The organism is Lederbergia ruris (genome assembly GCF_018332955.1).
GTDB lineage: Bacteria > Bacillota > Bacilli > Bacillales > Bacillaceae_C > Lederbergia > Lederbergia ruris.
The window spans coordinates 1-20081 of sequence record NZ_BORB01000045.1; the positions used below are offsets into that span (position 1 = coordinate 1).

Annotated in this window: 21 protein-coding genes and 1 riboswitch; of the genes, 19 read left to right on the forward strand and 2 right to left on the reverse strand. The window is 37.5% G+C overall.

Annotated features, from left to right (window positions below; translation table 11 throughout):
- The first annotated feature begins 338 nt into the window (after positions 1-338).
- The 12 genes from KI363_RS18485 (at position 339) to KI363_RS18540 (ending at position 12467) form a co-directional block, all read left to right on the forward strand.
- Entirely contained in the window at positions 339-1466 is a 1128-nt protein-coding gene (locus KI363_RS18485; protein WP_212967267.1) for a D-alanyl-D-alanine carboxypeptidase family protein, read from the forward strand.
- Positions 1459-2055 carry a nucleoside recognition domain-containing protein gene (locus tag KI363_RS18490; protein ID WP_158323095.1) on the forward strand — a complete coding sequence of 199 codons (597 nt, stop codon included), beginning with the start codon at positions 1459-1461 and terminating at the stop codon, positions 2053-2055. The genes KI363_RS18485 and KI363_RS18490 overlap by 8 nt, the downstream gene beginning before the upstream one ends.
- A gap of 3 nt (positions 2056-2058) precedes the next feature.
- The gene (locus KI363_RS18495; RefSeq protein ID WP_212967279.1) at positions 2059-2592 is read left to right on the forward strand and encodes a spore maturation protein; all 534 of its coding nucleotides are present in this window, start codon (positions 2059-2061) and stop codon (positions 2590-2592) included.
- 106 nt (positions 2593-2698) lie between these two features.
- A complete protein-coding gene (locus KI363_RS18500; protein WP_212967268.1) occupies positions 2699-3436 on the forward strand; it encodes a pseudouridine synthase in 738 nt (245 codons plus the stop codon).
- A gap of 108 nt (positions 3437-3544) precedes the next feature.
- Positions 3545-4078, forward strand: a complete 534-nt coding sequence (gene resA / locus KI363_RS18505; protein WP_158323097.1) for a thiol-disulfide oxidoreductase ResA — start codon at positions 3545-3547, stop codon at positions 4076-4078.
- A 14-nt stretch (positions 4079-4092) separates the two neighbouring features.
- Positions 4093-5751, forward strand: coding sequence for a cytochrome c biogenesis protein ResB (gene resB, locus KI363_RS18510; RefSeq protein WP_212967269.1), 1659 nt, complete (start codon positions 4093-4095; stop codon positions 5749-5751).
- Entirely contained in the window at positions 5744-6934 is a 1191-nt protein-coding gene (ccsB, locus tag KI363_RS18515) for a c-type cytochrome biogenesis protein CcsB (RefSeq protein WP_212967270.1), read from the forward strand. The genes resB and ccsB overlap by 8 nt, the downstream gene beginning before the upstream one ends.
- A gap of 138 nt (positions 6935-7072) precedes the next feature.
- The gene (locus KI363_RS18520) at positions 7073-7786 is read left to right on the forward strand and encodes a response regulator transcription factor (RefSeq protein ID WP_212967271.1); all 714 of its coding nucleotides are present in this window, start codon (positions 7073-7075) and stop codon (positions 7784-7786) included.
- Positions 7783-9558: an ATP-binding protein gene (locus KI363_RS18525; protein ID WP_212967272.1), complete on the forward strand. Its 1776-nt coding sequence runs from the start codon at positions 7783-7785 to the stop codon at positions 9556-9558. The genes KI363_RS18520 and KI363_RS18525 overlap by 4 nt, the downstream gene beginning before the upstream one ends.
- Before the next feature lie 194 nt (positions 9559-9752).
- Positions 9753-10286 carry an RNA polymerase sigma factor SigX gene (gene sigX, locus KI363_RS18530; RefSeq protein ID WP_158323102.1) on the forward strand — a complete coding sequence of 178 codons (534 nt, stop codon included), beginning with the start codon at positions 9753-9755 and terminating at the stop codon, positions 10284-10286.
- The gene (locus tag KI363_RS18535; protein ID WP_158323103.1) at positions 10279-11436 is read left to right on the forward strand and encodes a hypothetical protein; all 1158 of its coding nucleotides are present in this window, start codon (positions 10279-10281) and stop codon (positions 11434-11436) included. The genes sigX and KI363_RS18535 overlap by 8 nt, the downstream gene beginning before the upstream one ends.
- Positions 11437-11494: 58 nt before the next feature.
- Positions 11495-11629: riboswitch (FMN riboswitch) on the forward strand.
- A gap of 256 nt (positions 11630-11885) precedes the next feature.
- Complete coding sequence (locus tag KI363_RS18540; RefSeq protein WP_158323104.1) at positions 11886-12467, forward strand: ECF transporter S component; 582 nt, start codon at positions 11886-11888, stop codon at positions 12465-12467.
- Between the two features lie 65 nt (positions 12468-12532).
- On the opposite strand, the gene KI363_RS18545 is transcribed toward KI363_RS18540, so the two are convergent.
- Positions 12533-12784, reverse strand: a complete 252-nt coding sequence (locus tag KI363_RS18545) for a ferredoxin (protein ID WP_158323105.1) — start codon at positions 12782-12784, stop codon at positions 12533-12535.
- 218 nt (positions 12785-13002) lie between these two features.
- On the opposite strand from KI363_RS18545, the gene KI363_RS18550 reads away from it, so the two are divergent.
- From KI363_RS18550 to KI363_RS18570, 5 genes are all read left to right on the forward strand, one after another.
- A complete protein-coding gene (locus tag KI363_RS18550) occupies positions 13003-14058 on the forward strand; it encodes a YpbB family protein (RefSeq protein WP_212967273.1) in 1056 nt (351 codons plus the stop codon).
- Entirely contained in the window at positions 14055-15509 is a 1455-nt protein-coding gene (locus tag KI363_RS18555) for a RecQ family ATP-dependent DNA helicase (RefSeq protein WP_212967274.1), read from the forward strand. The genes KI363_RS18550 and KI363_RS18555 overlap by 4 nt, the downstream gene beginning before the upstream one ends.
- Before the next feature lie 6 nt (positions 15510-15515).
- Positions 15516-16115: a CPBP family intramembrane glutamic endopeptidase gene (locus tag KI363_RS18560; protein WP_158323108.1), complete on the forward strand. Its 600-nt coding sequence runs from the start codon at positions 15516-15518 to the stop codon at positions 16113-16115.
- Positions 16112-16822, forward strand: coding sequence for a LysM peptidoglycan-binding domain-containing protein (locus KI363_RS18565; RefSeq protein ID WP_158323109.1), 711 nt, complete (start codon positions 16112-16114; stop codon positions 16820-16822). The genes KI363_RS18560 and KI363_RS18565 overlap by 4 nt, the downstream gene beginning before the upstream one ends.
- Before the next feature lie 66 nt (positions 16823-16888).
- Positions 16889-17344 (forward strand): DUF2663 family protein, encoded by a 456-nt coding sequence (locus tag KI363_RS18570; RefSeq protein WP_191967521.1) that lies wholly within the window; start codon positions 16889-16891, stop codon positions 17342-17344.
- A 207-nt stretch (positions 17345-17551) separates the two neighbouring features.
- On the opposite strand, the gene KI363_RS18575 is transcribed toward KI363_RS18570, so the two are convergent.
- Complete coding sequence (locus tag KI363_RS18575; RefSeq protein WP_158323111.1) at positions 17552-17938, reverse strand: YuzC family spore coat inner layer protein; 387 nt, start codon at positions 17936-17938, stop codon at positions 17552-17554.
- Positions 17939-18230: 292 nt separating this feature from the next.
- Between KI363_RS18575 and KI363_RS18580 the strand changes: the two genes are divergently transcribed.
- Both KI363_RS18580 and KI363_RS18585 read left to right on the forward strand, forming a co-directional pair.
- A complete protein-coding gene (locus KI363_RS18580) occupies positions 18231-18845 on the forward strand; it encodes a metallophosphoesterase (RefSeq protein WP_212967275.1) in 615 nt (204 codons plus the stop codon).
- Positions 18846-19500: 655 nt separating this feature from the next.
- Positions 19501-20073, forward strand: coding sequence for an adaptor protein MecA (locus tag KI363_RS18585; protein WP_212967276.1), 573 nt, complete (start codon positions 19501-19503; stop codon positions 20071-20073).
- Positions 20074-20081: the final 8 nt, after the last annotated feature.

Genomic DNA, 20081 nt, shown 5'->3' on the forward strand with positions numbered 1-20081 from the left:
CTTCACGTACGGTTTGATGAGGGGGGACAGGAAAAGGAATTGCCCTCTTGTCTGGCTTAGTAAGGTGGAAAACTCTGAACCCCGAGGACAAAGAGGACAATATCTAATTCCTGTTTTCTACTCTACAAAAATATAGGAATTTCCCCCAAAAAAATTTCTGTATAAACGATTTTCCTTATTTTTATCATATCAAAAAACAAAGGGCATAAACTTGTACAAATAGAATCAACGTGTAAACAAGGGACATTCAAAAAAAGAATGAAGTTCGCTGTAAATGCAGTGAAGGACCATTTCTAAATATTGAAAAATGGTTAGGTCAAGTATTGGGGAGCGAGTGAATGAAAGCTAGAAAACGTATATTAGTAGCCATTGTCTGGGTCATGATTTTGCAGGTAGGTATGCTTCCGAAAAATGCTGGAGCTGTTTCGGTAAGTGCCTCTGCGGCGATTTTAATGGAACAAGAAACAGGACGAGTTTTATATGAGCACGATGCTGACGAAATCCATCGCATTGCCTCTATTACAAAGGTAATGACCGCTATTTTGGCGATAGAATCAGGAAAAATGGATGAAATGACGACTGTTAGTAAAAGAGCTGTGTATACAGAAGGCTCCTCAATTTATTTACAACAAGGAGAAAAAATTAAATTAGAGGACCTTGTTTATGGATTAATGTTGCGCTCGGGAAATGATGCAGCAACGGCCATTGCAGAGCATGTCGGAGGGAGTGTCGAGGGATTTGTTTTTCTAATGAATCAAAAAGCTGCGGAGATCGGCATGACCCATACTGTATTTGCGAACCCACATGGATTAGATGATCATGAAGAACATTACTCAACGGCCTACGATATGGCCTTACTAACCCGCTATACAATGATGAATCCAAAATTCCAGGAAATTTCAGGTACAAAATCATATACCCTCACAAGGGAAAATGGCACACATAAATGGAGAAATAAAAACCGGCTGTTAACAGAGAAATATGAGTATTGCACCGGTGGGAAAACAGGCTTTACGAAAAGGGCGGGACGGACATTAATTACGACAGCTTCTAAGGATGGTAAGGATTTAATTGCCGTGACATTAAATGCCCCAGATGATTGGACAGATCATATTTCTATGTATGAGTATGGCTTTAAAACGTATTCACACAAAACAATTTTGCCGAAAGGTTCTTTAGCTTTAAATATAGAGGGAATGGAAGGGAAAAAATTTATCCTCCAAGATTCGATCGTTTACCCTTTATCTGAGGAAGAGGTAGATGAAGTGAGAATGGAATATAAACTGTTGCCGGCAAATCAATTAAAAACATTACAAAAGGGAAAAGCCGGTGCCGCAATTATGTATTTGCAAGATAAACCTGTAATAAAAGAAACGATTTACTTAGAAGAAGAAAATCGTAAGAATGAAAATTGGTGGGATCATTTTAAAAATCTAATGTTTAGTAGGGCAGATGCACATGATTAATTATATATGGATTGTGATGACGTTAATTGGATTAGTCTTCGCCGCGATCAACGGAACGATGAAGGAAGTTAATGAAGCAATTTTTCAATCTGCAAATGAAGCAGTTACGATCTGTATAGGCCTAATTAGCGTCCTAGTATTCTGGCTAGGAATGATGAGGATTGCACAGGAAAGTGGGTTGTTAGATAAACTGTCAGCTTTATTTAAACCGATTGTATTAAAACTTTTCCCTGAAATTCCTCCAGATCATCCCGCGGCGGCTTATATCTTATCGAATATTATTGCGAATATGTTAGGGTTGGGCAATGCAGCGACACCTTTGGGAATAAAAGCAATGGAGCAGTTAAAGGAACTCAACGGGGGGAAGGACACGGCTAGTCGATCGATGATTACCTTTCTCGCCTTAAATACATCCGGTTTAACCCTAATTCCTACAACGGTTATTTCGATCCGTATGAACTATGACTCTGCAAATCCAACAGAAATTGTTGGGCCGACCCTAATGGCAACAATTTGTGCGACGGCCGTAGCGATTATCGCAGATCGCTATTTTTATAGACGTCGAACCAGAAAGGGCGTGAAGAAGTAAATGATGCAAATCATTTCTGCCGTGTCCTTATGGATCATTCCGCTGATGATTGCCATCATTCTGGTCCATAGCCTTTGGAAGAAAAAACCAGCCTATGAAAATTTCGTGGAGGGTGGGAAAGAAGGGATCAAGATTGCGATTTCTATCATTCCCTTTTTAATTGGTATGTTGGTCGCCATTACTATTTTTCGGGCATCAGGAGCTCTTGGTTTCTTTATTCAGCTAATTCGTCCAGTACTAGATTTAATCGGTGTTCCAGCAGAAATTGTTCCCTTGGCCTTTATTCGTCCAATCTCTGGCAATGCAGCATTGGGATTAATGACAGATATGATTTCTGTCCATGGTCCTGATTCACTTTTAGGTAGGATGGCATCTATTTTACAAGGAAGTACAGACACGACTTTTTATGTGTTAACGGTCTATTTTGGCGCTGTTGGCATTAAAAAAATGGGAGATTCTTTAAAAGTAGGTTTACTAGCTGATTTAGCCGGTATATCCGCAGCCATTCTAATTGCAACAATCATGTTCAGTTCATAAACTGGACATGATTGTTGTTTTTTTTGACTGTAATCGGTTCTCTTTCTTTGAATTTTAGGGTATATGTGTAATAATTCTTACAGAAAAGCCACGAGGTGAAGAAAAAATGGAACGATTGCAGAAAGTAATAGCTCACGCTGGTATTGCTTCAAGAAGAAAGGCAGAAGAGCTTATTTTAAATGGACGAGTAAAGGTAAATGGGAAAACCATCAAAGAGTTAGGCACGAAAGTTTCTACTACGGACAAAATTGAGGTGGATGAGGTCCCAGTTGTACAAGAAGAAAAAAAGTATTTTCTTCTCTATAAACCACGCGGAGTGATTTCCGCCGTTTCAGATGATAAAGGAAGGAAAGTGGTGACGGATTTTTTTCCAAATATAGAAGAAAGAATTTATCCTGTTGGTCGACTTGATTACGATACCTCTGGATTGTTAATCCTAACAAATGATGGAGAGTTTTCAAATTTGCTTACCCATCCCCGTTATGGAGTAAAAAAGGTGTACATTGCGAAGGTGAAAGGAATCCCAGCGAAAGAAGCTTTAAAAAAGCTAGAGAGAGGAATCCATTTAGAAGACGGAAAAACAGCTCCAGCAAAAGTGAATTTAACTTCTTTGGATAAGCGAAAGGGAACGGCTATTATCGAAGTTACTTTGCATGAAGGCAGAAATCGGCAGGTTCGGAGAATGTTGGAAGCCATTGGCCACCCAGTCATGAAATTAAAAAGGGAACAATATGGTTCTTTGAACTTACATGGATTGAATGCAGGTGAATCAAGAGAATTAACCTTGCACGAAGTAAAACATTTGCGTACATTGGCGCAAACTGGGAAAATTGGCCACATCTAAAATACGAGTTCAAACTATTAAGGGAAGTTTCACATAAACTTCAAAACCATTGACATTACTAGTAAAAACTAAGGTGTATAATTGTGGTGGCAAGGAGGGAGAAGAAAGATGTCAGTGAAAAAGAAAAGACGTCTCTGGATGCGGACAGTTATATTAGTTGTTTTATTTGCTGCTGTAGCATTTACCCTTTATGCAAGTTTAACGAAAGATAAAGCAAAAATTGCAATAGGGGATAAAGCTCCTGATTTCGTCCTTACAGATATGGAAGGCAATAAGCATCAGCTATCGGAATATAAGGGAAAAGGTGTGTTCATTAACTTTTGGGCGACATGGTGTAAACCTTGTAAAGTAGAAATGCCTCATATTAATACTCAATATAATGAGTATAAGGATCAGGGAGTTGCCGTTCTAGGGATTAATATGGGAGATTCCACTTTATTAATTGATAATTTTTTGGATAAGCAGGATTTAGATTTTCCAATATTAGAGGATAAAAGCAAAGATGTTATAGAACTTTATAATATTTATAAATTACCGGCAACTATCATCATTGATTCAGATGGTGTCATTGTTGACATTGTGGAAGGTCAGTTACCTGAGGGGAGAATTAAGGCGATGATGGAGCGTATCAAGCCGGAATAAGGAGTTTTGAAGCAATGAATGAAATAAAATGTGAATGTGGGCATATTAATCCCATTGGGACTATCCTCTGTGAATCTTGTGGAAGGGCGCTGACCGACCAGGCCAAAAAGGAAAAACTGCATGATATGCGTTATGAAGGTAGTGCCAGAAGATCCCAAACGTATAATCAAAAATTCATTGATAAGGTATGGAATTTCTTTTCTTCTGTAAAGGTCGGCGTTTGGTTAATCGTCATTACATTGGTGATCTCATCTTTTGGCACGATTTTCCCCCAAGTTATGTACATACCTCAGAATGCCGATCCATCCACATACTATACAGAAAAGTATGGGTTCTTTGGGACATTATACTATGTATTCGGGCTTTATGATTTATACAGCTCGTGGTGGTATTTATTACTAATTGCTTCGATTGGGGTTTCACTCGTTATTTGTAGTCTTGATCGATTTATCCCTTTATACCGTGCTTTGAAAAATCAGCGAGTAAGCCGTCATGAAGGTTTTTTAAAGCGGCAAAGGCTGTACAATCGCGTTCAAGAAACGGATGAAACAAAGCGCGATTTTGAATTGATCAAACAAAGAATGAAAGAAAAAAGATATAAAATACGAGAAGAAGATGGCCAGATTTTGGCAGAAAAAGGACGCTTCTCTCGTTGGGGACCTTATGTAAATCATATCGGCTTAATTATTTTCTTACTTGGCGCGATGCTACGTTTTGTACCTGGAATGTATGTAGATGAAACGATGTGGCTCCGCGAAGGGGAAAAAAAGATTATACCGGGTACAAATAAGCAATATGTTTTAGAAAATAAAAAGTTCATTCTTGAAACATATGAAAAAGGAAAGGATAAAGATGTTTTCGATAATGCCCTTGACCGAGTAGGAGGGGTGGCAAAAAACTTTCAATCCAATGTCGTCCTGTATGAAAGGGATCCTGAACAACCCGTAGGTTCTGAAGATGAATTAAAAGAGAGAAAAACTGCTGAGATTCGTGTAAACGAGCCTTTAAAGTTTGATCATTATGCGGTATATCAAACAGAATATAAATTAAATGAATTAAAGGCTATGACGTTTGAACTTGTAAACAAAGAAACGGATGAAGCAAAAGGAGAAATCACGATTGATTTATTCGATCCCCAGAAAGAGTATGATCTTGGACATGGCTATAAGGTCGAATTGCTAGGATACTACCCTGATTTTTCTGGGATTGACAAGACGGGAGAACCGCAGACAAATTCTGCTGTTCCAGATAACCCAGCCTTTATCTTTAATATGATTTCTCCCGATCACCCTGAAGGGGAAAATAGTTTTGTAGAGATTATGCGAACAACAGAGTTGTTGGGGGAAACAGATTATAAGATGGCGTTTAAAAATGTAACCACCCGCAATGCAACGATTTTAACCGTCAGGAAAGATTTAACTTTGTGGATTCTAGCGATCGGTGGCGCAATCTTTATGATTGGAGTCATACAAGGATCCTATTGGAATCATCGACGTATTTGGCTACAAAATAAGAATGGAGATATCATAATAGCTGGTCACACGAATAAAAACTGGTTTGGTTTAAGGCGTGAAGTAGCGACCATTCTCCAAGATACCTCCGTGCCAGAACCTCTTGATCAACGTGAGGAAAAAACTAAAGTAAAAAAAGAAAGTAGGAATACAAATGTCTAATTTAGTACAGATAAGCGGTTATCTTTTAAATATCGCCTTTATAATGTACTTAGTGGCCGTCTTTTTCTTCGGAGGGGCAATACGTGATAAAAGAGGAAGAGCAAAACAAAAGGGAACAAATATGTGGTCGAAGATCGCGATCACGATTACAATTGTAGGGTTTATTGCCCAATTAGGATATTTTATTACGCGCTGGATTGCAGGTGGACATATCCCGCTCAGCAACTTATTTGAATTCACAACATTCTTTGGCATGATGTTAGTAGGAGCCTTTATATTAATTTATTTTATCTATCGGTTGAATGTTTTAGGTTTCTTTGCTTTACCAATTGCTATGCTCATTATTGCTTATGCAAGTATGTTTCCTTCGGATATTGCACCGCTCATTCCAGCGTTGCAAAGTGAATGGTTAATTATCCATGTTTCAACAGCTGCTATTGGGCAAGCCATTTTATCAATTAGTTTTATTGCCGGTCTTATATACCTATTAAAGGTGGTAGATACATCGAAGCGAGGTCTTAAATCCTTTTCACTTGAATTTATTATGTACTTATTAGTTGTCACGCTCGGTTTTATTATTATAACAACGTCATTTTCGATGGCTCATTATCAAACCGACTTTAGTTGGGTCAATCGGGAAGGCAAAACATTGGAAGCTCATTATCAGCTGCCTGCTATTGTCGGACCCCATGAAGCGGAAAAAATTGGTGGGAATGGCATGGAGCCATTAGTGAAAATGCCTGCGCTTATTAATGCCCAAAAGCTCAATACCGTGATTTGGAGTACACTTGTTGGAACGATATTATACCTATTATTACGGTTAATCTTCAGAAAGAAAATCAGTGCTGTCTTTCAGCCATTAACTAAAAAAGTGAATTTAGATTTAGTGGATGAGATTGGTTATCGATCTGTTCTTATTGGTTTTCCAGTATTTAGTCTTGGAGGACTTGTTTTTGCCATGATTTGGGCACAAATTGCCTGGACACGTTTTTGGGGATGGGATCCCAAAGAGGTATTTGCACTCATCACCTTCTTGTTTTACGCGGTTTTCTTACATTTACGATTATCCGTAGGCTGGCATGGGGAAAAATCAGCTTGGCTTGCCGTGATTGGTTTTGCCATCATTTTATTTAATCTCATCTTTGTGAACCTCATCCTTGCTGGATTGCATTCCTATGCGTAAAATAGAGATGGGAGTATAAAGAGTAGATAAAACATATCAGAGGTACAGATATAGCGAAAAAGTGCTCACACCCGCAAAGTGCGAGCCTTTTTCTTATCTGATGCTTAGAATAGCCGGATTATTAAGGGAGGTTACATAATGAATCAGCAAGTGAAAATTCTTGTAGTAGATGATGAAGATCGTATTCGTAGATTGCTTAGGATGTATTTGGAACGAGAAAATTATGTCATTGAAGAAGCTGGTGATGGAAATGCTGCCTTAGAATTAGCTTTGGAACATGATTATGATTGTATTCTGCTAGATTTAATGATGCCGGGAAAAGATGGTATTGAGGTCTGTAATGAGATAAGAGAGCAAAAAGACACTCCGATTATTATGCTAACGGCCAAAGGGGAGGAATCGAACAGAGTGCAAGGATTTGAAGTAGGTGCCGATGATTACATCGTAAAACCATTCAGTCCTCGTGAAGTAGTATTAAGAGTAAAGGCGATCTTAAGACGATCCTCACAAACAGGCTACAAAGGTACTACTGCGACGGCGCGGGACATCATTGTCTATCCTTATTTATCGATTGACCATGATGCCCATCGCGTTACCGCAAATGGTCAAGAAGTGAACTTAACACCAAAAGAATATGAACTACTTCATTTTCTAGCAAAATCGCCTGACAAAGTGTTTGATCGTGAACAGTTATTGAAAGAAGTATGGCAATATGAATTTTTTGGTGACTTAAGAACAGTCGATACCCACGTAAAAAGACTCCGTGAAAAATTAAACCGAGTCTCCGAAAAAGCGGCAGGGATGATTGTAACTGTGTGGGGCGTAGGGTATAAATTTGAGGCAAATGAATGAGGCTTTGGAGAAGTGTAGTAGGGAAACTATGGATGACGATTCTTGTATTGGTTTCCTTCGTTTTAATCATCTTAACCATATTACTTCTTGAGTTTTTCGAAAAATATCATGTAAGCCAAATTGAACAGGAATTGGCGAATCAGGCAAATAAAGTTTCTCGTATTCTGGAAGCTCATGCTGGTGACGGACTAGGGGAAGAAATTGTTTTTGAAATAGTGGACAAACCTTTAGGGGTGGTCATTGCCTATAATGAGGAGGATTTTCGCCTTTCACCAGATGACCCGAAACAAGATAGAAAATCAGCAAGAAACTTATTAAATGACCAGGACTTAATGAAAGTTTTTTCCAATAAAAAACATATAGTAAAGGAAATTTCGCAGACTGAATATCCGAACAAAGGAAGTCGGTATGAGAATATTATTGTGGCGGCAGCCCCTTTCCAAATTAATGAACAAAATGGGGCTATTTTTATTTATCAATCTTTATCAGTATTAAAGGACATGACACAGAAAACGACAAGAATCATTCTACTTGCCGCAGGAATTGCTATTATCTTGACAACTTTTTTTGCTTTTTTCCTTTCTACTAAAATTACAGCTCCATTAAGAAAGATGAAAGAGGCGGCTTTCCAGGTGTCAAAAGGTGAATTTGACACAAAAGTTCCATTTTTAAGTCATGATGAAATTGGAGAGTTAGCCATTGCTTTCAATCAAATGGCCAAAAGATTGAAAATCAATATGAATGTTTTAAGTCAGGAAAAAGAACAGCTTAAAAGTATATTAAATAGTATGGCGGACGGAGTCATGACTTTTAGTAAGAGTGGAGATATATTGATTACTAATCCACCTGCGGAACGCTTCTTGCAGCAATGGCATAATGAAGGGCGAAACAGTAAAAGTTCAATCCCAGGTGAACTGGCTGATCTGTTAGCACAAGCGATATCGGGTGAGACAGAACAGACAGAGGAATTAAATATTCAAGGTCGTCGCTATTATGTTGTCATTGTTAGTCCCTTATATACACAGGATCAGCAAAGCGTTAGAGGGGCTGTCGCGGTTATACGCGATATGACAGAAGAAAGACGACTTGATAAATTAAGAAGTGATTTTGTCTCCAATGTTTCGCATGAATTAAGAACTCCGATTTCTATGCTTCAAGGATATAGTGAGGCGATTATTGACGATATCGTCGATTCAGAAGAGGAAAAGAAAGAATTAGCTAAGATTATTTATGATGAATCTTTACGAATCGGTCGGCTTGTGAATGAATTATTAGATCTTGCTAAAATGGAAGCAGGCCATATGTCCTTAAATTATGAGAATCTAGAAATTGGTACATTTATTCAACGAATTATGCATAAATTTGGTGGTATAGCGAAGGAAAAACATGTAAAATTAAAATGTCAGTTAAATGATAATCAGCTGTTCTCTATGGACCCGGATCGTATAGAGCAAGTCTTAACCAATTTGATTGATAATGCAATCAGACATACTGCTGAGAATGGGTGTGTGACCGTTACACAAACAAGAAATGATCATGGTATAACCATTAAGGTATCTGACAACGGAACGGGTATTCCGGAAGAGGATTTACCATTTGTTTTTGAAAGATTTTACAAGGCGGATAAAGCCCGAACTAGAGGAAAAGCAGGGACAGGGTTAGGACTAGCGATTGTGAAAAATATTGTCGATGCCCATAATGGAGAAATAACAGTGCAAAGCAAACTTGAAGTCGGAACGACATTTACCGTCTTTTTACCGAACACGAAGTGAAAAATGTTGAATGTTGCTATAAAATCTTGTTCCACAAGAAACGATGGATAATGTAACGGATTGAATAACTTGAAAAGGTTGTTTAATCCGTTATTTTTGTGAGTGAAGCTTGCAATACAAAGTATTCTTTATAAGATAGATTTGTAACCTTTGTAAATTAGGACCGACTAATACATGACGGGGGAGGTAAGTAAATGGACTCCGTGTTTGATGAATTGTACGATCAATATCATCGAGATCTCTTTCAATTTTTATTCTATATGGTGAAAAATCGAGAAGAGGCTGAAGACTTAGTACAAGAAGTCTATATTCGGGTGATGAGTTCTTATGAGCGCTTTGAAGGGAAAAGTAGTGAGAAAACATGGCTCTTTTCGATTGCAAAGAATGTAGCCATTGATCATTTCAGAAAACAAAAAAATTGGAAACAACGTTTGTACGATAAATTTGATTGGGATCGAGGAGGGATAAAAGACACATCCCCATTGCCGGAGGATATTACCATCCAAAATGAGGATGTGGAACTTTTATTTCATTGCTTAGGCATGTGCACAACGAATCATCGGCTCGTCATCATTATGCGATTTATGAATGATTTTTCTGTAGCAGAAACAGCTCAAACTCTTAGTTGGTCAGAAAGTAAGGTCAAAACAACTCAACACCGTGCGTTAAAGGCACTCAGGGCAAAAATGGAATTACATGCGAAGGAGGGAGGTCCATTTCATGCCTGAAGATATGGAGCATAAGAAAATGATTCAATTGATCAATCACTTGCCAGAAGTGACAGATCTACGGTCAAAAGAAGAAATCTACCGAAAAGTGAAGAAAAATATGGATGAAAAACCTAAGAGAAAGAAGAGATATCTTGTCATTCCTGCTTTATCGTCTATTGCTGCCATATTAATCTTTCTATTGGTTTCACCTATCTTATTTCAACAACAATCGTATAAGGAGTCGTCGGTTGCCGATCGTCATGGGATAGTTACCGAGAAAAACGAAAATAAAGCGATGGAACTGAATGACAATTCCTCAACCATGCAAGCACAGGAAGAGTCAGGGCAAACATCGCAACTAAGAACAGCTCTGTATAAAGAAGACGTAGAAAATCAGCAAGTATTTACCTATGCAAGTCTGACTAATGATGGAGGATTAGTTCCCGTTTCCGTTAGTATTCTTATGCCAAAAGAGGAAGGATTAGAATGGTTTGAGCAGTATAAAAAGGAAGCAACGATCATTCAAAAAAAAGCACCAGATTTAATGAATATCGAACCCATTCTAAATTCTATAGTGATCGAAAATCCCACAACAGCACGTGTAAGGATTGATGATGAATTCAGGGAAAACTTTAGTTATCAGAATGGATTAAACGATTTTATTCAAAATACATTCCAATATACAGGTATTCAAGCGGTTCAATTTACGGATCAAGCTGGAAATCCTGTCGAATTTGGAAACAATGGGATTGTTCAAGATCAAGAAATTGAGAAACAGCCACATCGAGCGCAGTATTTGTATGAATTGGACAGCGGGGAAGCGTATATTGTTTCTGAAAGCAGGTCGACTGAGGACAATTTTAGTGCTACCTTACATGACATGAAAGATCGTCCTAATGACTTTCTACAAACAATTATTCCAAAAGATATCCATTTTGATGTGGTCAAGGAAAAGGATCGTGAGGTTACAATTCTATTTCATTCATCACTAGATCTTTCAAAAGGAGATCAGCAAGAACATATGTGGATGATTGAGGGAATTTTACTCGCAGCCAAAGAGTATGGTTTCCAATCGGTACAGTTTGAAGGAATCGAGCCCCAGCATTGGGAAGGCTTCGATTTTGAACAGCCTGTTGAGGTCCCAATAGCTCCTAATGTATTAAAATAAGCACTTCTCTTCACAAATGGCTGTAACTATTGTATAATGTATTTGAAAATAAAATACGATTCATCTTCGGGGCGTGGTGAAATTCCCGACCGGCGGTAATGAAACATTGGTTTCTAAGCCCGCGAGCTTCTTTGAAGCAGGATTTGGTGTGATTCCAAAGCCGACAGTATAGTCTGGATGGGAGAAGATGAAGGTTGCCTTGTGTTTAAACAAAGATAGTGTGTTTTTGTGATGACTATTTTTCGTATGGTCATGATGTTACTTACTTTGTTTAAATGCTTATTTAAGCATCCGGATATTCTCCCTCAAAGTAGTCATTCTTTGGGGGTTTTTATTTTACGGCAGCTTAAAGTGTGCGTGTTCAAATGAAGGGCTATTGGAGTTTTGAACATCTACATAAAGGCAAACCTTTCTTCATCGAGGGATGGATCTCTAAGGAGAGAGGATCTTTGAGAAAATTTAATGTTAGATCGTTTGTTATCATTGGAATGTTTAGTAGTTTGGCGTTTGTGCTCATGCTCATTAAATTTCCAATCCCACCATTTCCGCCTTATTTAACGGTTGACTTCAGTGATATTCCTGCATTGCTAGCGGCCTTAATACTTGGACCCACGGCGGGAATACTGGTGGAATTATTGAAGAATATTTTAGACTATTTTATTTCTGGGAGTGCCACAGGAATCCCTGTTGGAAATTTGTCTAATTTCATTGCAGGAGTATTGTTTGTTTTACCAACGTATGTGGTCTATAAACGTTTAAAAGCTAAATGGGGATTAATGGTGTCACTCAGTATCGGTACAATATTTATGGCTGTATTTATGAGTGTGCTGAATTACTTCTTTTTTTTACCAGCGTTTATGGGGCTCGCTGGTTGGGAACCAATGAGTAATGAGGCTTTACGGGAACTAGTGGTTATAGCTGTTTTGCCGTTTAATATTATTAAAGGCCTAATCGTTGCAGCTGTATTTCTACTTGTCTATAAACGTCTAAATAACTGGGTAAGCAAACAGATTTCATATAAAAATATTTAATCAAAACGGAGATGCCTTGTTTAGCATCTCCGTTTTGATTTGTGTTTAAAATAGTTTGTCTTGTGTTACTCCTCATATTTGAAAGGATCTCCACCAAAAGGTTTTTCCGCTATTTTGATGGATTCTGTTGGACATCCTTCGTATGCGTCCATTAAATCATCTTCTAATATATCAGGAACGGCTTCGGTTCCAGTATTATCATCAAGGATCACATAGGCTAGCCCTTCATCATCATAATCATATATATCAGGTGCCGATAAGCCACATGCACCACAAGCAATGCACGTATCTTGGTCCACAATTGTATACTTCGGCACGAAACTCCCTCCATCCATACGTACCTATGATGTAAAAAAACTTCAAGTATTATTTTATAGCTAGTTTATCACCTTTTCAATGTTTACGATAATTTTGGCTTTTTATAGAAAATAGATAATTTTGTCGTATTTTTTTGTAGAATAAGATAGACGTAGTCGAATTTCCTCATTCATGGTAAAATATTGTAAGAACAGGGGGAAGGAGAGAGTTAGTAAAGATGACATTTTTATCTGCACTTTTATTAAAATGTTTGTGGGAACTAAATGGAGAAAGAACCATTTATTCTATTTATCATCTATTGGTAGGGAAAAAGTCATCACAGACTTTACAAGATGCTCATCTCTTTCAATTAGCTCCTTTTTTTAAAACTTTACCGGATATGCGACGTTTGCAATTCAATCACGATATTCAATTTTTAATACAACAACAATATGTAGATTATGACCCTAAGACCCTTATTGGTTGTGTAACTGAAAAGGGAAGCGAGGCTTATCTAGCGTACTTCGAAAAGGTAACCATTCCCAAATATTTAAATGGATTAAAATTTCAGGATGTAACCATTCAAATGTGGAAAAGACTCACCTTACTTGTACAAGCTTTATCCTATATGAATCATGCAGAGAATCGTTATTACCCAGTCACTAGAGACCCTGATACTCAAGCCTGGGTAAAGCGCTATTTGTTCCATCATAAAGAGCAAAAGGGTGATCTAGCATCTGCTTTGCATGAAGAACTGTCGACCTTGTTAACCCCACCATTTCCAGAAGATCCTGTTTCCGTCATTTGGAGATTGAGTGGCTATCAAATGGTCGGGTATACAGATAAGCAGACAGCCGAATATTTAAGTTTGGAGCAATCTGAATATCATTTTCGTTTTTTAAATGCTCTTCATTATTGGATACAGCGGACTGTGGCAAATCCTAATCAGTTTCGGGTTATGCATTCCCTTGTAGAGGATTTATATCAAAAAATCCCCCTAACAAACACAGCCGCAAAAACAGCGGAATTATTGGCAATGAATAACACGGTAGAGAAAGTGGCATTCTTACGAAATTTAAAACAAAGCACCATTGAAGATCATATAATCGAAATAGCGATGAATGATCCTTCGTTTTCTATAGAACCTTTTATCGATCTTCAACTGGCAAAGGAAATTGTTGCGGTAGCTAGGCAATTGAAAGTAAAAAAACTTAAACCGATTAAAGAACAAATTCATACTGCAAATTATTTTCAAATCCGACTTGCTCTTGCGAGGTTAGGGGGAGAAGGATGACAAAGAAAGAAATTTTAAACAAAATTTTTGGTTATGATACGTTTAATAAAGGTCAAGAAGAAATAATCGATGCTGTCTTACAAGGCCATGATGTATTAGCGATGCTTCCAACCGGAACGGGTAAATCTTTATGTTATCAATTGCCAGCCTACCTTTTGGAAGGCTCCGTATTAATTGTTTCTCCTTTGATCTCCTTAATGCAAGATCAGGTTGAACAATTGCAAATATTGGGCGAACGTAAAGTCGTAGCCATAAATTCATTTTTAAATGGACGGATGAGAGAAAAAGCATTCCGGCAATTAAACAAGTATCGCTTTATTTATCTATCACCTGAGATGCTTGGAATGAAAAGCATTTTAGATCGATTAAAACAAATTAAAATAAGTTTATTTGTTATTGATGAAGCCCATTGTATTTCTCAATGGGGATATGATTTCCGAACAGATTATTTGAATTTAGGAAAGATTCGACTGTCAATCGGAAAGCCACCTACACTTGCTTTAACGGCAACAGCTCAACCGGAAGTACGTGAAGATATTAAACAGCTTCTACGCTTTAATAATCCTAAGGAATATGTCTATTCGATCGATCGCCCTAATATTAGTATGGTTGTTGAGAAATATGATCATTATGAAGAAAAAAAGAAGCGGCTGCTAGAATTAGTTCGGAATTTTAAAAAGCCGGGAATCATATATTTTTCAAGCAAGCGTCTTACAGAGGAATTTGTAGACTTTCTGCAATTAAATGGTATTAGAAATGTTGCTGCCTACCATGGAGGGATAAATCAGGAACAACGAATTTTAATTCAACAGCAATTTTTATGTGGCCAATTAGATGTCGTTTGTGCAACAAGTGCTTTTGGCATGGGGATTAATAAGAAGAATATTCGATTTGTCATTCACTATCATATGCCAGGTCAGATGGAATCCTATATTCAAGAAATAGGACGGGCTGGTAGAGATGGACAAGAAAGCATTGCTCTTCTCCTCTATGCATCTGGCGACGAAATGTTACCGATTCGACTCATTGAGCAGGAGCTCCCTGATGATTGGCAAATTAACGCTTATGAGTCATTAACCAATGTAAAAGATGTCGGAAAAATGATGGCGGAATTAAAAATAACAGAAACACAGCTACGTTTTCTTGAATATTATTTTTCTGCTTTTCGTGATCATCCAGAAAAAGCGGGTAAAGTAATAGATATAAAGAACGCCCGAAAACAATTAAAATTGAGCAAGTTATGGGAAATGTCGAATTGGGTCAACTCAAAAGAATGTCGGCGTAAGCAGGCTTTAACCTACTTTCAAGAAACAGATCAACCGTCACCACATATATGTTGCGATATTTGCCAAGTGGATTTGACTTATTATTTTACAGGTAAAAAGGAAAAGCATAAGGATAATAAACAGTCCTGGGAATGGAGATTGCAAAAAATACTGCTAGAAAAGTGAGTAGAAATGAAAAGAAAAAAGCAAGCAGAGTCGATTAAGAATTTAACAAATAAAGAGATCATTTTAAGTGTTATTTTCACACAAGTGATTCTTTTGATTTTAGCATCTATTTTAAGTCCCTTTTTCTTTAAGAATTGGCACTCATTTTCTTTGGTTTTCCAATGGGATTTTAAGTGGATATTCATCGGGGTAATCAGTGGGCTGGTAGTCGTTAGCTTAGATTTATTTTTGATGAAACGTCTTCCGCAACGTTATTATGACGATGGCGGGATCAATAATAAAATATTCGCAAACCTTAATTTTGTACAAATGATGGGTCTTGTTTTGGTTATAGCAATTGCAGAAGAATGGCTATTTCGAGGAATCATTCAAACTAAGTTTGGATTAATTCCGGCAAGTATTATTTTTTCAATTATTCATATGAGGTATTGGGCTCATTGGTACCTAATTGTCAATGTTTTGGTTTTAAGTATCTGGATTGGCTTGGTTTTTGAGTGGTCTGGTCAGCTTTTATGGCCCGTCATATTCATGCATTTTATTATAGATTTTTTGTTAGGAATCTCTATTCGTTTAAAAACTAAGCGGAAAGTGGGGAATGAAGTATGACTGAACAAAAAAATGAGGAGTACAAAAGTGAGCTTCCATCTCGCGCAGAACTTCATGGGCGGAAAAATAAGAAAAAACCGGAAGCGAAAAAAGAGCCCCAAAAGAGGCGAAAGATTTCAATTCCCTTCGCTTTAGTCATTCTATTATTATTAATGCCGATCGTGGTTATGATTTATGCTAATAAAGATAAAATTTCCATTGCTAAAACGACTAGTGGGCACTCAGGAGAGGAAATCCTATTTGAGGACGCTCCAGATACGACGATTCATTCAGTTGTAAGTGATGAATCGCCCGAAAAAAATACAGATCAAGAAGAGGAAAAGGAGCAAAAAGAGAAAAGTGCCGATACAGAAGAAAAAAATGAACAGAAAGATAAGGAAACGGACAAAAACGAGCAGAAGCTGAAAGAGAAAGTAAAAGAAGAGGAAAATAAGAAAGCCGAAGAAAAAGAAAATAAGGAAGATAAGCAGACAACGCCCCCTAAAAAAGAGCCTGAAGAACAGAAACAGGATTCGAACCAAAATCAAACACCTGTTCAAGACGAAGGAGGGGAAGTTTATCATACCGTTCAACCTGGGGAAACCCTCTTTCGAATCGCTATGAATTATTATCAAAGCCAAGATGGTATTGAAAAGATTCGCCAAGCGAACGGGCTGTCAGGTAATGAGATATCCGTAGGACAAAAGTTAAAGATTCCAAAATCATAAGAGACATAGAGCGACTCCTAAGCACATAAAATTAAAATACAATGGATGTGGAAGGGAGTCGCAGCTATGGAATCGTTTCTACTTGAAGAAGGGGACAAGATGGACCCAACAACCAAAAGAGTTTTACAAAACTTAATTGATCGAAAGTTAAAACTTAATCGATATAAACAATTACATTTTATTTTATTTTCGACTGCGATCTTATTCAGTACCATTCTTTTTTATTCCGTTTACAATATGGTTGTTTTACCATATCAATCCTCTATTTTCGATCTTATTACCTTTATTTTGCAACAAAATCATTTTATTTTTTTATTATTACTCGCCTTTAGTTTATTCGGTGCTGTAAAAATTGTCTTCGAAAAAAAGGCGAAAAGTGAAAAAGACTACCATGCACTAAGATGTGAAGTCATTGATAAAAGTGGAGATTTATGGAAAGGCGAGCAATGGGAAAAAAGGCATAAAATATATGAACAGATGAAGAAAAAATACGATATTAATTTATACCATCAAAGCAAGTAGGAAAGAAAGGATTTTTCTATGATTTCATTTCCGGAAGACATTCGCTTCTGCTATGAATGGCGCTAATTTCAAAGTAGATTAAGACTTCTAAAAATAGTCCTGCAGGACGTTGCGAACTTTCCTTATTCAGTTGCAAACTAGGATCGTTACACATACACGAACTTCTCCTGCAGGCCTAAAGTCGCTACCAATTGAAGTTTCACTTTTTCACCATTGCAGCGCAATATGTAAGGTGCAACAGCCCTTTTCACCTTCTGCATTACTTAACTCAAAAATAATTCCATCAGGATTAAAGTGGCTTTTGATCGGGATTGAAAGTCCAGTAGATTGGATAAGCTTTTGAACTTTCTTTTTGTTTGATTGCTGTGCTGCCTCCATTAAGTCATGAGCAAATGTAGGGGAGGAATTGATTTTATTAACCAATAGGCTCGCTTGGGTCATAAGCGTCTGAAATTTTTGCGCAGATTGATGTAGTTTTTCAGTCTTAACTGGTGGATATAAATTTTGTTTTCTCACTATTTGGCTATATAAAAATGGTTGATTCTTTACCAGGTGAGGAGGATATAGGTAATACGTGTATGGAATATAATACAAAATAACCCTCTCCCTCTACTAATGTTTATACAGTGTATGAGAATTCCTTTGTTTAAGTTCATTGAACTCACATAATAGGCATGAGCAGCGGACTTGCACAGGACGTGGGTGAATTTAACGGAAGTTCCTCTTTTGCAAAAGAACTTCCACTGGATCCTTACTTTTGAACATCCCCTATAAATATAAATGATATGAGGGAACTTTAATTAGTATGGATCTCTTGGTTCAAAGGCTATGAAAATCATGTTAATGACAAACCATGCCGGGATAAAAGAGTGAGTGGGGGATTTTCTTGATCATAATATGGATCTGTATCATCTTAATCACAGGGATTGGCTTAATTATTTACATGAAAAGAAATGCATCTGAAGATAATGTGCACACGAAAGTACTTTTCTTTGAAAAACTTCCTTATTCATTAGAAGGACAATCGATTTTTTTTATTTCTGATATTCACCGTAGGAAAATCTCAGCTAATTTACTAAAAGAACTAAAGCAAAAACCGGATTGGATTATCATTGGCGGTGATTTAGCTGAAAAAGGTGTTCCTTATTCAAGAATTGCTCATAATTTATCTATATTAAAAGAAATAGCGCCTCTTTATTTTGTCTGGGGAAATAATGATTATGAATTAAACGAAGAACAGTTACGTGAACTATTTGTTCGTTTCAATGTAAGGGAATTAAAAAATGAAGTTTATGAATTGCCAAATGAACAATGTGCTTTTATCGGTGTAGATGATGTGACAACACAGGAATTACCATCAGTTGAATCCATTCTAGAAAATGCGGATCCTACTAAGTTTCAAATTATGTTAAGTCATAATCCAGCCATTGTAGAAATGTTACCTGATGATCATAAAATCTCACTCATATTAAGCGGCCATACCCACGGGGGGGCAAATTAGAATCCTTGGGTTAGGGCTATATAAAAGAGGAAGTATAAGTGTAAGAAATGGTTCACTTCTTCTAGTCAGCAATGGGTATGGAACCTCCTTATTACCTCTGCGCCTTGGCGCCAAACCCGAAACACATTTATTAATCTTAAAAAAAGGAACACCAAGTTTTAGTGGACGCAGCTAAATAGTCGCTTCCGCTTTTCTTTGTCTAGCTCCAGGCGTTAGGGGCTCGAGGTCAAATAACCCTAAACCCCGGAAGGGAAAAACCACCCTTCCGAGGTTTAGGAACATTTGCTTGTCGCCCCTGGCAAACGCCTTCCGCTTTTCTTTGTCTAGTTTCGGCTCCTAGCTGCTAACAAACTTTCGGTGCCCTCCTACGATAAGTCAACATCGGCTCATTCTTCGCCGTGTTTCCTTTATCTCGTCAGGCCCCTAAAAAGTTTGTGCGCAGCTAAACTGTCGCCTTCCGCTTTTCTTTGTCTAGCTTCAGGCGTTAGGGGCTCGAGGTCAAATAACCCTAAACCCCGGAAGGAAAAAACCCCCTTCCGAGGTTTAGGAACATTTGCTTGTCGCCCCTGGCAAACGCCTTCCGCTTTTCTTTCATGAACCATCTTTATGAAGTTACATACTATGAAGGGAAAGAGCAACTTCAGGGGGCGGTTTCGTGAAGCTGGAGCGCATAGCACTAAATCAAATTAAATATTCAATTTCATTTGATGAACTTTCCTTTAAGGGAATGACCGAAGAAGAAATGCTGGAAGAGCCATACGTATGGGACGCTTTATTTGATAGAATGCTTGATGAGGCATGCCGTATGTATGATTTAGAAAATTGTGAAGCAATGGCAGTTGAAATTTATTCAATGAACTCGAATGAGTTAGTTTTAATATTAACTTTAGATGACGAGGATATGATCGATTCTCCAATAGGGATCCATGAACCAGACATTGACTTTGAAAAGGATTTTGTTATTTTCACTTTTGATACGATTGATGATTGTATTTCCTTATCAAAAAGATTGTCAGATATAGAGCAAATCCAAAGCATTAGCTCTTTGTATATATTTAAGAACCAATATTATTTAGTCATGATGAAAGGAAATATGAAGCAGGAGAGTTTACTAGCTTTAGGAGAAGAATATGGAGAAAGAAGTACCTATACTTGGGCCTATTTAGAAGAATATGGAACATCGATTATAGATAAAACAGCAATTCAGACCCTAATAGCTAACTTTTAATCAAATTC